This window comes from Ensifer sp. 1H6 (genome assembly GCF_001976035.1).
In the GTDB taxonomy this organism is placed as follows: domain Bacteria; phylum Pseudomonadota; class Alphaproteobacteria; order Rhizobiales; family Rhizobiaceae; genus Ensifer; species Ensifer canadensis.
The window spans coordinates 1-15,201 of sequence record NZ_MOAI01000047.1 but is presented as its reverse complement, the minus strand read 5'-3'; the positions used below and the strand labels follow the sequence as shown (position 1 = coordinate 15,201).

At 61.7% G+C, this 15,201-nt stretch carries 8 protein-coding genes and 1 pseudogene; 5 read left to right on the top strand and 4 right to left on the bottom strand.

What is annotated here, in order from left to right:
- The first annotated feature begins 18 nt into the window (after nucleotides 1-18).
- Together BKP54_RS32310 and BKP54_RS32305 are read left to right on the top strand one after the other, a co-directional pair.
- A pseudogene (locus BKP54_RS32310) lies at nucleotides 19-3,170 on the top strand (efflux RND transporter permease subunit).
- Nucleotides 3,171-3,392: 222 nt separating this feature from the next.
- The gene (locus tag BKP54_RS32305; RefSeq protein WP_234908000.1) at nucleotides 3,393-3,944 is read left to right on the top strand and encodes a DUF922 domain-containing protein; all 552 of its coding nucleotides are present in this window, start codon (nucleotides 3,393-3,395) and stop codon (nucleotides 3,942-3,944) included.
- Between the two features lie 227 nt (nucleotides 3,945-4,171).
- Here the strand turns inward: BKP54_RS32305 and BKP54_RS32300 are convergent, their stop codons facing one another.
- The 4 genes from BKP54_RS32300 to BKP54_RS32285 form a co-directional block, all read right to left on the bottom strand.
- Nucleotides 4,172-4,834 (bottom strand): response regulator transcription factor, encoded by a 663-nt coding sequence (locus tag BKP54_RS32300; protein WP_025428340.1) that lies wholly within the window; start codon nucleotides 4,832-4,834, stop codon nucleotides 4,172-4,174.
- A 273-nt stretch (nucleotides 4,835-5,107) separates the two neighbouring features.
- Nucleotides 5,108-5,734: a Crp/Fnr family transcriptional regulator gene (locus BKP54_RS32295; protein WP_245317988.1), complete on the bottom strand. Its 627-nt coding sequence runs from the start codon at nucleotides 5,732-5,734 to the stop codon at nucleotides 5,108-5,110.
- 312 nt (nucleotides 5,735-6,046) lie between these two features.
- On the bottom strand, nucleotides 6,047-7,330 hold the full coding sequence (locus BKP54_RS32290; protein ID WP_025428342.1) for a polysaccharide pyruvyl transferase family protein: 1,284 nt from the start codon (nucleotides 7,328-7,330) through the stop codon (nucleotides 6,047-6,049).
- Nucleotides 7,327-8,775 carry a hypothetical protein gene (locus BKP54_RS32285; protein ID WP_025428343.1) on the bottom strand — a complete coding sequence of 483 codons (1,449 nt, stop codon included), beginning with the start codon at nucleotides 8,773-8,775 and terminating at the stop codon, nucleotides 7,327-7,329. The genes BKP54_RS32290 and BKP54_RS32285 overlap by 4 nt, the downstream gene beginning before the upstream one ends.
- A gap of 170 nt (nucleotides 8,776-8,945) precedes the next feature.
- On the opposite strand from BKP54_RS32285, the gene BKP54_RS32280 reads away from it, so the two are divergent.
- From BKP54_RS32280 to BKP54_RS32270, 3 genes are all read left to right on the top strand, one after another.
- Nucleotides 8,946-9,770 carry a glycoside hydrolase family 16 protein gene (locus tag BKP54_RS32280; RefSeq protein ID WP_245317987.1) on the top strand — a complete coding sequence of 275 codons (825 nt, stop codon included), beginning with the start codon at nucleotides 8,946-8,948 and terminating at the stop codon, nucleotides 9,768-9,770.
- Between the two features lie 349 nt (nucleotides 9,771-10,119).
- Nucleotides 10,120-12,069: a non-ribosomal peptide synthetase gene (locus BKP54_RS32275; RefSeq protein WP_025428345.1), complete on the top strand. Its 1,950-nt coding sequence runs from the start codon at nucleotides 10,120-10,122 to the stop codon at nucleotides 12,067-12,069.
- The coding region (locus tag BKP54_RS32270) for a type I polyketide synthase (RefSeq protein ID WP_128090552.1) at nucleotides 12,066-15,201 on the top strand (3,136 nt) is incomplete at its 3' end. The genes BKP54_RS32275 and BKP54_RS32270, both read left to right, overlap by 4 nt.

Sequence of the window (15,201 nt, the reverse complement as noted above, 5' to 3'; positions counted from 1 at the left end):
AACCGCGGAATGATGCCGATGTCCCTACCGTCAGAAGAAAAACGGCCTTTCAATCTTTCGCGCTGGGCGATCGCCCATCCCAGTATCGCGCGGTTCCTGTTCGGCCTGATCATCATCACCGGCGCGCTCGGTTTGATGCGGATGGGGCAGAAGGAAGATCCGGACTTCACCTTCCGCGTCATGGTCGTGCAGGCTTTCTGGCCGGGCGCCTCGATTCAGGAGATGGAGGATCAGGTCGTCAACAAGATCGAGCGCAAGCTGCAGGAAACCCCGCATCTCGATTTCGTGCGCTCCTATACCCGCGCCGGAAGCGCGATCATCACCCTGCAGGTCGAGGGTGACACGAATGCCCAGCAGGTGGCCGACGCGTTCTATCAGGTCCGCAAGAAAGTCGGTGATATCGCCAGTGAGCTGCCGGAAGGGCTGCACGGGCCTTATTTCAACGACGAGTTCGGCGACACCTTTATCACGCTGCATTCATTGAGCGGCGACGGTTACAGCTATCCCGAACTGAAGAAGTTCGCGATCCAGGCGCGCGACATGCTGCTGACGACACCCGGCGTCGAGAAGGCGGTGATCCTCGGCGATCAACCCGAAAAGATCTATATCGACGTTTCTTCCAAGGTGTTGGCTGCGCGCGGGCTGACGCTCAACGACCTCAGGAACACCATCGCCGGTCAGAACAATGTCGATCCCGCAGGTTCGGTCGATACCGGTTCGCGCTCCGTGCGCATTTCCGTCGAGGGCGGCCTCGACAAGGTCGAGGATCTGCGCAACCTCAGCCTGACGGCCGGTGGGCAGGTCACCCGCCTCGGCGATATCGCCACCGTCTCCTCGGGGCTGGAGGATCCCTATTCTCGCAAGTTCCGCTTCAACGGTCAGGACAGCGTGCAGATCGGCGTGGTGATGGCCAAGGGCTTCAAGGTGACCGATGTCGGTACGGCCGTCGAAGAGACCTATCAGCGTTTCGAGGCGGCATTGCCCTATGGCATGGTGGTCGATCAGATCTCCAACCAGCCGGAAGTGGTCACGGAAGCCGTCGGCGAATTCATGAAGGCGCTCGGCGAGGCGCTGGTGATTGTGCTTGTTGTCTCGTTCCTGTCGATCGGCTGGCGCTCCGGCCTGGTGATCGCCATCACCATTCCGCTGGTGCTGGCGGCGACCTTTGCCATCATGTACGAGCTTGGCATTGACCTGCAGCGCATCTCGCTCGGGGCGCTGATCATCGCTCTCGGGCTCCTGGTCGATGACGCGATGATTGTTGTCGAGATGATGGAGCGCAAGCTGGAGGAGGGGCTGGTCAAGGTCGAGGCAGCAAGCTTCGCCTATTCTTCGACGGCCTTCCCGATGCTAACGGGCACGCTGATTACCACCGCCGGCTTCATCCCGGTCGGTTTTGCCGCCTCGACGGCGGGCGAATATGTCCGCTCGCTGTTCTACGTCGTCGGCATCGCGCTGGTGGTCTCGTGGTTCGTCGCGGTCTACTTCACGCCCTGGCTCGGCAACATGATCCTGAAGCAGCGCCCCCATGCCGGCGGCCACCACGATGTCTTCGACACTCGTTTTTATCGGCGCCTGCGCTCGACGGTCTCCTGGGCGGTTCACCATCGCATCATCGTGCTGTCGATGACGCTTGTCGCCTTCTTCGTCAGCCTGTGGGCGTTCCAGTTCATTCCCAAGAACTTCTTCCCGCAATCCTCACGTCCGGAAATCCTCGTCGATCTCTGGCTGCCGGAAGGCACCAGCATCAAGGAAGTCGAGACCCAGGCGAAGGCGCTCGAAGCGCGGATGATCGACGATGCGGACAAACGCTTCATCGCGACCTATATCGGCGAGGGCGCGCCGCGCTTCTTCCTGCCGCTTGACCAGCAATTGCGGAATCCGAATTTCGCCCAGCTCCTCGTCATGGCCAATGAGAGCCGGCACGCGAACGGCTGATCGTCAAGCTGCGCAAGATCCTTGCCGAGGATTTCCCGTCGATCCGCTCCAAGGTCGATCGCCTCTTCCTCGGCCCGCCGACCGGCTGGCCGGTGCAGATGCGCGTCATGGGGCCGGACCGCCAGGAGGTGCGCCGCATCGCCGACCAGGTGAAGGCGAAGTTTGCCGAAAACCCGCAGCTCGGTGCCGTGCACGACGATTGGCTGGAGCCGGTGACGGCAATGAAGCTGGTCATCGACCAGGATCGCGCCCGTGCGCTCGGCGTCACCTCGCAGCGCGTCCGGCAGATGCTGCAGGCCACCATGTCCGGCGTGCCGCTCGACAACTTCCGTGATGGCGAGGAGACGGTCTCGATCGTCGCCCGTGAGCCGGATGCGACCCGTGCGCTGCTCTCGTCGGTGGAATCCGTCTACATCCCGACCGATTTCGGCAGCTTCGTTCCGTTGTCTCAGGTGGCCAAGGTCGTGCCCGTGCTCGAGCAAGGCATCGAATGGCGCAGGGACCGGCTGCCGACGATTACCGTTCGCGGCACCTTGCCCGACGGCGTGCAGCCGAACGATGTGGCGTTGAAGATGTATGGCGACATGCAGACGCTGCGCGATGGTCTTTCGCCCGGATACAGCATCAGCATCCAGGGCGGCGCCGAAGACGCGGCCGAAAGCCAGGGTTCGATCGCCGCCAAGGCGCCGATCATGCTGGCGGTCATCGTCGTGCTCTTGATGGTCCAGCTGCAGCATTTCGGCAAGGCGATGCTGGTTCTGGCAACCGGTCCGCTCGGCATAATCGGGGCGGCGGCGGCGCTGCTGATCAGCGGCGCCCCCTTCGGCTTCGTCGCCATCCTCGGGGTTATCGCGTTGCTCGGCATCATCATGCGCAACTCGATCATCCTGGTGGACCAGATCGATCAGGACATTGCCGCGGGCATGGATCGCTCCGAAGCTATCATCGGCTCGGCCGTGCGCAGGTTCCGTCCGATCACGCTGACGGCACTGACCGCGGTTCTGGCGCTGATCCCGATCTCGCGCGGCGTCTTCTGGGGGCCCTTGGCCTATGCGATGATGGGCGGCATCCTTGTCGCCACCGTTCTGACAATTCTGGTGCTGCCGGCCGGTTACGCGCTCTTCTTCGGCCGGGAGCCGAAGAAGCAGACATCAGAACCGGAATCCGTTGAAGCGGGCAAGGCCGAGCCTGCGGCGCCGATGATCTATCCGCCTGCGGTTGCTGCCGAGTAGCGCTGACGGCGCCGCCATAGCAGCTACCAGCTCGGCGCCCCCGGAGCGCTCTATCGATTGAAGGCGGTCGCGCGATTGTGCGGCCGCCTTTCTCGATAAATCGATGCCGATCAAGAAATTATGCAGTAGGGTCGCCCGCGTTCAGGTGCCTTCCAGGGGATTCGGGTGAAGCGAAGCGTTTTCTTCTGCAGTACGATGGTTTGCGCATTTTCGTTGCCGTGCATGGCGCATGCGGAATGGCAGGCGGTGGAAAAGGTCCGCACCTATGCGATCTCGGGGCAGACCGGCGCCGAGCTTTATGCGTCGATCGGCGAGCGGGGGCCAAAGGTCGGCGGGCTGGTTCGGGCCATCGCTCACACGGACTTCAAGCTGACCTGGACCCGGAAATACGAGCCGCAAGGCAACGCCTGCACGCTCGTTTCGGCCAAGCCGAAGCTCATCATCACCTATACGCTGCCGAAGCCGTCGAAGCCGCTGCAGGGGGCCATGGTAGAGAACTGGGAAACCTTTTTCGCAGGCGTTCGCAAGCACGAGCTTGTTCACGGTGACTACATCAAGGATCTGGTGAAGGCGATCGAGACCACATCAGTCGGGCTCTCGGTAGACGCAGACCCCAACTGCCGCAAGATCAGGACTGAGCTGACGAGGCGGCTCGGCGAGCTGTCTGTTGCTCAACGCCAGAGAAGCCGGGACTTCGACCGCGTCGAACTCAGTGATGGCGGCAATATCCACCAACTCATTCTCAATCTCGTCAATGGTGCCGGAAGCCGTTGACCGAGGCTCACGGGCATGCGCCATTTCGTGCGCCGCAACGGCATCCCCGACAATCTCTTGCCGGGGCGCATCTCGAAACTACACATGCCGGCCCATATCGGCCAGATGCCGGATATAGGAGACGAGTCAGCCGATCGCGAACCACGGTCAGCAGGCCGTGATCAAAAACACGCCTGCCGGAGCCTTCGTTATTCGCAACGTCTGCCGGTTCGTTTGCTATCGGCGGCTTACTTCATGAATTCTCTGATCTTGTAGGCGACCTCGGTGCGGTTGGTCGCGTTCAGCTTTTTCATGATGTTTCTGATGTGAACCTTCACGGTGCTTTCACACAGATCCATCTCATAGGCGATGATCTTGTTTGCCTTTCCACGGCGCAAGGCTTCGGCGACTTCGATTTCCCGAGGCGTGAACAGGCTGTCGGAGCAACGGGCGCCATTCACGACCGAATTTATTGCCTCTCTCATCGTCAGGATGCTGCTTGCCGGAACGAAGACGCCACCGGCGCGCGCCAGCGCAATCGCTTCGGCGGCGACATTGATGCCGACATTGCTTGGAATGTAGCCACGGGCACCGCATTCCAATGCCTTGAGAATTTGGCCGAGTTCATCCGTTTCGGCAACCACGATCACTGGGCTATATTTGAACTTCTCAACCAGAGTTTCGATCTTTTCGCAGACGGCAAGGTCACCCACTTTGCCGCCGCCGACGATGAGAAGAACGGCGGAAGGGTCTGTCTGCAATTTGCGGCCGCGCCACTCGTCAAAGGATCCGACTGTGACGATCGTCAGCCCGGGGTCATAGCCCGTCAGGCTTTTCGACAGGCACTCCCGGTCGAGAGCACGAGGGTCGATGAGCAGGATGTAGTCGAGATCTTCCTCCTGATCGGTCATATCCGAACCCGCCAGACTTTGGGGAAGACGCTGTTCCAGTACGCTTGGGAGGGATGTCGGTCGCGTCGTGGAGGTTCTTGCAATTGTTGCTGTACGAATATCCATTGAATTTTCTCCTTTTTATTCTTATTTTGTTAGGTGTAAATATTCTAGATACAAGTATTGGTGTTGATATTCCCTCAGGGTCCTCTCGTATTTTCTTCTTATATTTTGGTAATCAGATCACATATATTGTCGGTGCGCATTAACACAGGTTAAAGCCCTCGCAATGAATCAACCGGAATTCGTGCTGAGATAGCCCGGATCGAAGTCCACCAATTCGGCCAGGCGTCTGCGATCGAGAAATTCGACGATGCCATTCCTGAACGACAACAATCCCTTCAACCTCATCTCCTTCAGAATGCGATTGATGTGCACGGTCGACAGGCCGACGGCGTCGCCGATGTCGGACTGCGTCAGCGGGCAATCGAAACCGTCAAATCCCAGCCTGTCGGGTCTACCTGCGCGGACTGCGAGCTCGAGCAAGAGATGCCCGGTACGCTCCAGTGCGTCGCGGCGTGCAATGTTTGCCAGCCGCTCGGTCATCCTGACCTGGCGCTTGAGCATCTCGTGCACGAAGTTCTGCTGGATTCTCTGCGACAGATTGGGGCCGCCGGTGCCGGGAGGCACCGCGAACTCGTAGACGGCAACGTCGGACAGCGCCTGGATTGTCTCCTGCGTCATTTCCGACGACAGGGTCCAGAGCATATCTCCGCGCAGCATGAAATCGATGACGATGCGGGTGCCATTTGCCAGAATCTTCCGGCTGACGCACCAGCCGGAGATGAAGAACAGGACGCACGATCGACCTTCGGGCTCGAACAGTATCGAGCCCGCCGGGAATACCCGTTTTCGCGCCACGGAGAGTTCGGACCTCTGCTGATCCGTGTCGAAACTCGACAATTCTCTAAACCGTGACGATCCTATAAATGCCCCAAGTTGCCCCACCATAAAGGCGCACTCTCTCTTCGGTCCATTCGATTGTACTTAAGTATATAGCAAACAACCGGTGGTTAGGAATATTACCCAAGAGGATTAGTAATGGCGGGAAATCACATCGATATGAGCTTAATCCGGCCGGGTGGGTACCGGTCCTAATTAGCTGAAGCATTTGGGTTTTGGACCACTAAGGTGCCGATAACCGCGCGATCAACACTGTGTGACCCGTTACGGTTAGAGACCGTGCGACAACGCATAGCCGGATAAAGCTCTGCCACTTGGCACAACCACCGGCTGGATCGTCGGGCTTGCGCTGCGGTTTTGGTGCGCCTCCAGGCACTCTCGCAGCTGCGAGATGCCGTTGCGGGCTTGATTGAGTATCGAGGCATGGGCCGCGGGATCGATGCCCTTGCGGGCTGCCTCTTCAAGCAAGGAGGCCACATCGCGAGCGGAGATGTCGGGTCCGTTGGCAAAATACTCCGGTCGGCCAACGAACTGGAAGAAGCCTTCGACTTTCGCATCCCAGCCGAGACCGACCTGCGGCACGCCGAGGGAATAGGCGGCGATGCAGGCGTGAAGGCGATGCGCCAGTATCACCTGCGTCGATGCGATGATGTGGATCAGTTCCTCGGGCGTTTTGGGACGAGGGGCGAGGTAGAGATCACCGCTGTCGATGTGGTCGGCGAGACCGTCACCGCCGAGAATGCGCCGCGCAAAGGCCTGGTCTTCCTGGGCTCCATTGGTGAAGAGGCAGATCCGATATCCGGCATCGAGCATCAGGCTTAGTAGTTGGTGATAGTCGTCGGCATGCCGAAAAGGAGTTCCAGCCGAGCCATGGCTGGAATGTCGGCGCAGAATGAGCGGGTCAGTGACGCAGATGCCGATTGCTCGGTCATCTGCCTTCAGTGGCGCAAGCGCGTGGCACGCGACGATTTCCCGGACGAGCAGCCCGGGATCGGGCAGTATCCGGGCGTGCGGGCCGGCTGGAAAGTGGCCGAGCCAGTTGCGGCCGGCGATCGTGTCACGAACCGAAACGTGGACGACCTGGCTCTCATCGATCATGCCGAAAAGCTGCCTTGCCTGCGACGACCAGTCCCGGCTGGTGCCGACGGCATAGACCGCCAGCGGCTTGCCGCTGCGGTTGATACAATCGAGTGCTGCGCCGACTTTCAGCGGGAAGTTCAGGTCGTCGTCCTGAAACAGGTTTCCCCCGCCGATGACGACCGCATCCGCGGCGTCAATCTCCTTTTGCCATTCGACCTGCAATCGACGGAGTGTCGGGCCAAGCGCCTGTCTTACGACCAGCCGACGCGCGAATGACGGCAGCGCTTGCAGTACCTTCAGCAACAGTCGGCGGCGCCCGCCACCGCCGGTGCCGAATGCCGTCCTGCCGGCGAGATCGATCGTCTTGACCTCCAGCCCCTTGGCCCCGCGCGCCAGCGCAATCTCCAGGCACTGCGCCAGAATGCCGTCACCAAGGTTTTCGCTGTATTTGACGTTAAAGATGACGATTTTCATCGGGAGCCTCCCATACGGCGCGGGCTTGTCGCACCAACCAGTCGCGGTCGTGGCGCTTCTGCCTCGGCGATTTGCCGGCATGTCAGCGCCGACGCGCTGCCGGCGAGAATGTAGAACATCAGGCCCAGATCATAGACGGTGCCCGATACGAGAGCGGTGCTCAGGGCCGCGATAAAGCCGGCCTTTGCCGCCCGAAGCGCGGCAAGGCTTTCCGCCCGCCGCCCGGCGTCTGGTGCCGCGCGAGCGCACAGAATGGCCGCGACGAAGACCCAGAAGATGGCGAGCCCAAGGACCCCGACATTCGAGAGCAGAACCAGTAGATAGCTGGAGGCGCGGGCGCTCCCCAGGCCGGCCCCCATGCCGGAGGTGTTGACGAACGCCTCATAGGCGGCGGCGTTCCACATCGCGCGCTCGCGGCCGGACTGGCTGTCGGCCTTTGACAGCAGCATCTCATCGAGAAAATCGTAAACAGTCGACACCACCTCCGGGAACAAGTTGACGACCGTGAGGATGACGAGCGGTACGACCAGGAAGAGGGCGGCGAGAAACACCGGACGTCCGGGCTTTCTCCGTTCGAAGACCGTCACAATCGAACGTATCCAGAGAAACGGGAAGACCACGGCCAACCCGAGCAGTGCTGTGGCAGAAGTCGAAAACACCAGGCCGGCAAGCGAGGCGATCGCCAGGAGGGCTGTCGCCCGTGAGCGCACCCGGTCGAGCCAGAGGCTCGCGGTCGCGGCAAACAGGATCAAGGTGTAGTCGGCAAAGGCCGACGCCTCGGGGAACGATCCGGAAATCCGTTTCAACCCACCTTTTTCCGCGGCGGTCAGGAGGGCGTAGTTGGCCGTCCGTACCACGCTCAGCAGATACTCGGTGCCGGAGAAATAAGTGAGGATGTCGGCCGCGGCGAAGGCGAGGTTGACGGTGGCGGCAATGAGGATGGCGTGGACGAGGTGCGACGGCGCGGCCGTCCGGCGCAGATAGGCATGGCAGAATCCGAAGCAGGCAAGTCCGCCGAGTGCATAGACGGCCTGCGTTATGTTGTTGGACGAAAACCGCAGCGGTGACAGCGATATGAAGCTTCTCGCACCAACAGATCGCTCGACCGTCATCACGTCGACGGCGCCCTGGAACAGGCGAGGCGACAGGATCGCCGTCAGCACGCCGAAAAGGGTGAGCACCATCAGCCAGAAGCCGGCACCGGCAGGCACGAAGGCCGCCAGCACCGGACCTTCGCCATAGGCCATCAGGACCCTGAGGCCGAAGAACAGCAGGAAAACATTTGGAACGAGGATGGATGCGCCGCCAAGTGCCGGAAGGCCGATGGCAGCGGCAGAGCCGAGAGCGGTTGAGACGACCATGAACGTCAACGCCCAGTGGATGGGCGCCATCAGCACGCCCAACCCCACAAGCACGGTAACGAAGCCGATCAGTTCAAAGCTCATGCCACCAGTTCCAGTTGCTGAAACGATCCTATCAAAGGGGGCATGTTGCGTATTTACGCCTCCGGCTAAGCCTTTCGCATAAAGCCGCGGCCTGAATCGGTAATGGACCCGCGGTAGCGCCCCGCGTTAGTTTGCACCATGACCCCATCTGTTCGCGAAGTTCGCCCGTATTGGGCACGCCGCCTGCCAGTTCGGCTTTTCGTCCGGCCTGTCGTCGGCTGCCTGTGGCTGATGATGCTTGTGTCGGCGCCCATGCCGATGGGTACACGGCCGGCGACACGGGCGACGAGCTTCCTGTCGACGACATGCCGCTGACCTTTGACGAGACCTTCGATGATCTGAGCGTGTCCGCCTGGGGGCCCGGCACCCGCTGGATCGCGCATACGCCGTGGTCGGGGGATTTTGGTGGCGCCCGCTTTGCCAACCCCGGTGAGCGCTCGCCGTTTAAGACTGAAAACGGCATTCTGAGGATCGAGGCCAAGCGCGACCCGGAAGGTGACTGGCAGTCAGGCCTGCTCGCCTCGGTGGACGCCAAGGGCAATGGCTTTGCCCAGCAATACGGCTATTTCGAAATGCGTGCGCGTTTGCCGGTCGGTCCGGGCGTATGGCCCGCATTCTGGCTGATCGGCAAGGACCGCTCGAAGTCGACGGCCGAGATAGACGTGATGGAATTCTACGGTGACAAGCCGGAAGGATACTCCTCTGTCATCCATGTCTGGCATCGCGATGACAAGGACGATTCCCAATTCAGTCGGATCGAGGTATTTCGCGACGCCGACCCCCAGGATTTTCATACCTATGGGGTGAAGATCGATTCCGAATTCATCCGGATGTACTTTGACCGGAAACTCGTGTGGAAGGCCGAAACGCGGCCTGAGCACCGGCAGCCGATGTACGTGCTGCTCAACCTCGCGCTCGTCGAAAAAACCGCCGATCGGGCGCCGGACCCATCCCACATGTTCATCGATTATGTCAGGGCATACGACCTTCAATAGGCGCCCCTCGCCAGGTCGTTTTCACCGCGTTTGATCCGCCAGGGTCGGCGCGGCAGGCGACCTCGAAAAATCCTGCGAAAACAAAGAGATGGAACACGATTCCGGCCGCCTATCGGGCGCCTCGTCCGTGCATAGCCGTGGCTTCCATCCCCTTAAGGACTAAGCGGGCCTAACCCTTTTGATGGCGATGCGTCGGTGCGGCTATCCCAATGATCAGCTGTTCATTTTTCGCCACCATGGAATTCTGGCTGACGACGGCATTGCAGCAAAATTCGCGAGCTGCCCATTGCCGGGAGGGCGTTTGAGCCGTCCCGCCGGGCAGTGAGGCGAGAGGGACAGGAGGCGAACGATGGCTGAGTTCCGATTTTTCGGCGCAGAAGATTCGGCGGTGAAGTCCGGGCGCGTGACGGGCCGCTCGCAGGAAACCGTGCACTACGACCCGGAGCACTCGGTTCATGCCGTCGTTCACCGGCACGCCCAGGCGGCTCCGCAGGCGACGGCAATCGTCTTCGACGACCACTCGATCAGCTATGGCGAGCTTGAGCTGATGTCCGATGCGCTTGCCACCTATCTGATCGATGCGGGCGTCACGAAGGGCGATATCGTCTGCCTCTTCGTCCCACGCTCCCTCGAAACGATCGTCGCCATGCTGGCCACCCTCAAGGTCGGCGCCGCCTATCTGCCGCTCGATACGACTTTTCCCGTCGATCATCTCGACTATGTCATCGGCGACTGCGAGCCCAAGGTGGTCTTCGTCGATACCTGCTCGCTTGCCACGATGCGCCTTGTGCCGAGCGTCAAGGGCACGATCGCCGATCTTCACGCGATCGTCGCCGATCTCGCGCAGCAAGCCGAGAGGAAGCCGTTCGAGCCAGTACCCTGCGAAGGCGGCGACATGGCATACGTCATGTACACGTCGGGTTCGACCGGTCGACCCAAGGGCGTCTCCATTCCGCATCGTGGCATTACCCGGCTCGCGCTCGATCAGAATTACGTGCAGATCGGCAGTGCCGACGTGATGCTGCACGCGGCAACAATCGCTTTCGATGCCTCCACGTTCGAGATTTGGACGACATTGACGAACGGTGGGACCATCGCCGGGTTGCCGGACGGAAATTTCTCGGTCGGCCGGCTTAGGGATGTCATCCGTGACAACGGCGTTACCTCCTCCTTGCTGACCACCGGCCTGTTCAACCTGCTCGCCGATTTCTCCTGCGGCGAACTGCCGACGTTGCGGCATATGATGTTCGGCGGCGAAGTCGCCTCTGCCGAGCACATCAAACGCTTTCAGAAGGCGCATCCGGACTGCCGACTGACAAACCTCTATGGGCCAACGGAAATCACTGTTCTGGCCACCGCCTTCGACATCCCCGCGGGGTTCGACGGCAAGGACGTGCCGATCGGCGGCGCCGTCAGCCACACCGGTATACTGATCGTCGACGAGGACCGTCGCCCGGTCGGGCGCGGCATAGAGGGAGAGCTTGTCCTCACCGGCGAGGGCGTCGCCATCGGCTATTTCCGACGCCCCGAGCTGACGGCAGAACGGTTCATCACCATCCGCACCGAACAGGGAGACGTGCGCGGCTATCTGACAGGCGATCTCGCGGTGCTCAGCGACGACGGCATCCTGCTTTTCCGGGGCAGGCGTGACCGGCAGATCAAGCTGAATGGCAAGCGCATCGAGCTTGACGAGATCGAGGCCGCCTTGCGTCGCGATCCGCGGCTCGCCGACGGTGTCGTCATCTGCCAGAATCTGGATCAGTCGCACAAGCGCATCGTTGGTTACCTGTGCCCACGTGAGGGCACCCGCGCAGACGACGCCGAGCTGATCCGCGACGTGATGGAGAGACTGCGCAACAGCCTGCCCGCCTACATGATCCCGAGCGCGGTGATCGTGCTTGACGAATTGCCATTGCATCAATCGGGCAAGGTCGACCGCGCCAGGCTTCCGCTGCCGGTGGATGCGTTGCCGGCCGAGAACGCGCCAGTCGCCAGTCGGACCGAGGCACTCTTGCAAGACCTCTGGCGCAACGTGCTCAGCCAGCAGGCCGTAGAGCTTGATCGCAATTTCTTCGATCTCGGCGGCACGTCGCTGCAGCTGATGCGGGTGCATGCGGCGCTGGAGGTCAACCTCAGCCGGTCGATCGATGTCGTTGCCCTGTTCAAGCACCCGACCATTCACGAGTTGGCGGACTTCCTCGATGGAAAGTCGTCGGCCAGTGCCCGAGCGATGACGGCGGCCGAACGTGCGGCGCTGCAAAAGAAGAACATCTCCCACTTCCGCAGGAGCGCTTCATGACCGTTTTCAACGATGCAGACGACGCCCGCGGCTCGGATCGCAATGACCAGGACGTGACCGGCATTGCGATCATCGGCATGTCCGGTCGGTTCCCGGGCGCTCCGTCGGTGGAGGCGCTTTGGGATCTCGTCTGTGAGGGGCGGGATGCCTTTTTGAAACTGAGGCCGGACGAGATCGAAGACGCATTCACTGACGAGGAACGTGCTGCCGCAAACTACGTTCCAGCCCGGCCGCAGCTCCCGGATGTCGACATGTTCGACGCCGAGTTCTTCGGCATGTTCCCGCGGGAAGCGGCGGTCACCGATCCGCAGCACCGCGTCTTTCTCGAGGTCTGCTGGGAAGCGCTCGAGCGGGCCGGGTACGATCCTCACCGCTATCCCGGCCTGGTCGGCGTCTTCGCAGGCGCCTCGATGCCCACCTATCTCATCAACAATGTCCTGGGTGAGCGGGCGAAGGTCGAGGAGTTCACCTCCAACTACCAGATCGGTTGCTTCCAGCAGATCGTCGGTTCAGTGACGGACGTTCTAGCGACCCGCATCGCCTATAAGTTCAACCTGCGCGGACCGGCGATCGCCATCCAGTCGGCCTGCTCAACGTCGCTGCTGGCCGTGTCGCAGGCCTGCCAGAACCTGCTGACCTACAGCTGCGACATGGCCCTTGCCGGTGGTGTATCGATCACGATCCCGCAACGGCGTGGCTATATCTACCAGGAGGGCGGCATGGTTTCGCCCGATGGCGTCTGCCGGCCGTTCGACGAACAGGCGGCTGGAACGGTTTTCGGCAGCGGCGCGGGCATCGTGCTGTTGAAGCGGTTGGAAGACGCGCTGAGGGATGGCGACAGGATCTTCGCGGTCATTCGCGGCTACGGCATCAACAACGACGGTTCGGACAAGATCGGGTTTACCGCGCCAAGCGTCGAGGGGCAGGCGGACGCGATTTCGTCTGCTCTGGCAAACGCGGGGGTCGATCCTTCGACAATCGGTTATGTCGAATGCCACGGCACCGCGACCCCGCTTGGTGACCCGATCGAGTTCGGCGGATTGCGCAGCGCCTTTGCCGAGGCAGGCGACAAGCGGCAGCTTTGTGCCCTGGGCTCGGTCAAGGGCAATGTCGGTCACCTCGATGCCGCTGCCGGCGTCAGCGGGCTGATCAAGACTGCGCTGGCGCTCTATCACGCCAAGATACCGGGAATGGCGAATTATCAGCGGCCGAACCCGCGCATCAATCTCGACGACAGTCCCTTCTATATTCCCGCCAGCACCACCGACTGGCCGGCCACCGAAGGTCCGCGCCGCGCCGGCGTCAGCTCGTTCGGCGTCGGCGGCACCAATGTGCATCTCGTGCTGGAGCAGGCGCCCGCGTCGCAGGGCAATGTCGACGACGTGGCGCGGGGGCCTCACATTCTGCCGCTGTCTGCCCGCAACGAGGCAGCACTTGCGGCCATGCGGGCGAACCTGCGCGATCACCTGCAGGCGAACCCTGCTTTGCCACTGTCGCAGGTCGCGCACACGCTGCAGACCGGTCGGCGCGCTTTCAGCCATCGCACCGCCATAGCTGCCAACGATATCGAGCAGGCGATTGAGCGCCTCGGCAGCGAGCGCGTAGCAAGTGGCGTTGCCACCGAAAGGCCGCCGATCGCCTTCATGTTCCCCGGCCAGGGCTCGCAATATGTCGGCATGGGCGCGGCACTCTACAGCCGCGAACCGGAATTCACCCGCTGGATTGACAGGGGCACGGAGCTGCTCCGGGCACCTTTAAAAACCGACTTGCGCGATTTCATCTGCCACAGCGGCACGGTGAGCCAGGCCATGGCCGACGAACAGCGCGAGACGCGCATCGCGCAGCCGTGCCTCTATCTCGTCGAATATGCGCTCGCGCGGTTATGGATGAGCCGCGGCTTGAAACCCGATGTCATGATCGGTCACAGCGTTGGCGAATTCGTCGCCGCGACGCTTGCCAACGTCATTTCCTTCGAGGACGGATTGCGGCTCGTGACCGCGCGCGGCCGCTTGATGCAGTCGCAGCCCCAGGGCGCGATGGTTTCCGTGCGGGCGGATGTGGAGACAGTCTCAGCCTATCTTGGCGACGAGGTCGAAATCGCTGCGGTCAACGCCCCGAAACTCTGCGTGATCTCCGGAACCTTCGCTGCCGTCGATGCTGCGTGCGCTGCGATGGAGCGCGCCGGCATCGCCTTCAGCCGGCTTCACACCTCGCATGCGTTTCATTCCGCCATGATGGACGGCGTTACCGAAGCCCTGCGCGAAGAGACGGCAAAGGTCACCTACGGCACTGCCATAACGCCGTATATCTCGTGCGTCACCGGCCAATGGCAGACGATCGAACAGGGCATGTCGCCTGACTACTGGGCGAAGCATTGCCGCGCCGCCGTCCGGTTTTCCGACGGGTTGGCGACCCTTTGCGACGGGCGCAAGCCCGTCCTGCTGGAGGTCGGCCCCGGTCGCACCCTGTCGGTCTTTGCGGCCCAGACGCTCAGCCGCGATGCGGTCACTGCCGTCGTCCAGTCGCTGCCGGAACATGATCGCGCGCATGCCGCCGGTGAAACCCTCGCCGAGGCCCACGGCAAGCTCTGGATGTCGGGCTGCGACCTCAACTGGCCGACGTCGTCCGCGAGCAAAACCCCGCTCATTCTGCCGACCTATCCGTTCCAGCGGCAGCGCCACTGGATTGACGCTCCTGCCTCCGCACGGCGCGGCGAAGGCCGGCCGGCATCGTCGGCCGAGCAGCTCCCTGCCGCCGAGCCATCTTCCACCGACACTCAAGCGCAACCGTTTGACGGGATCAAAATCATGAATGTTGCCACACCAGTTGCTGCTGCCAGCCGTATCCCTGCCTTGCAAACCTCCCTCATCACCCTGCTCAGCGACATGTCGGGGGAGGCGCTCGGACCGGGCGAGGCGGGTGCGACATTCTTGGAGCTCGGCTTTGACTCGCTCTTCATCGGCCAGTTCGCGCAAAGGATCGAGAAAGACTACAAGATCAAGCTCTCGTTCCGGGAGCTGCTGAGCAACATTCCCAGCATCCAGGATCTGGCCGCGCATCTCGACCGGCAGCTGCCGCCCGAGCCGCAGCAGGCGCCGGCATCCGCACCGGTGGCCCTGCCGTCGCTCGCAG

Excerpts from the sequence above, each read along its gene's own strand:
- BKP54_RS32300 (WP_025428340.1), bottom strand. The coding sequence starts at position 4,834 with ATGACCGATCAGGAGGAAGATCTCGACTACATCCTGCTCATCGACCCT.
- BKP54_RS32290 (WP_025428342.1), bottom strand. The coding sequence starts at position 7,330 with ATGAAAATCGTCATCTTTAACGTCAAATACAGCGAAAACCTTGGTGAC.
- BKP54_RS32275 (WP_025428345.1), top strand. The coding sequence starts at position 10,120 with ATGGCTGAGTTCCGATTTTTCGGCGCAGAAGATTCGGCGGTGAAGTCC.
- BKP54_RS32285 (WP_025428343.1), bottom strand. The coding sequence starts at position 8,775 with ATGAGCTTTGAACTGATCGGCTTCGTTACCGTGCTTGTGGGGTTGGGC.
- BKP54_RS32305 (WP_234908000.1), top strand. The coding sequence starts at position 3,393 with ATGGCGCATGCGGAATGGCAGGCGGTGGAAAAGGTCCGCACCTATGCG.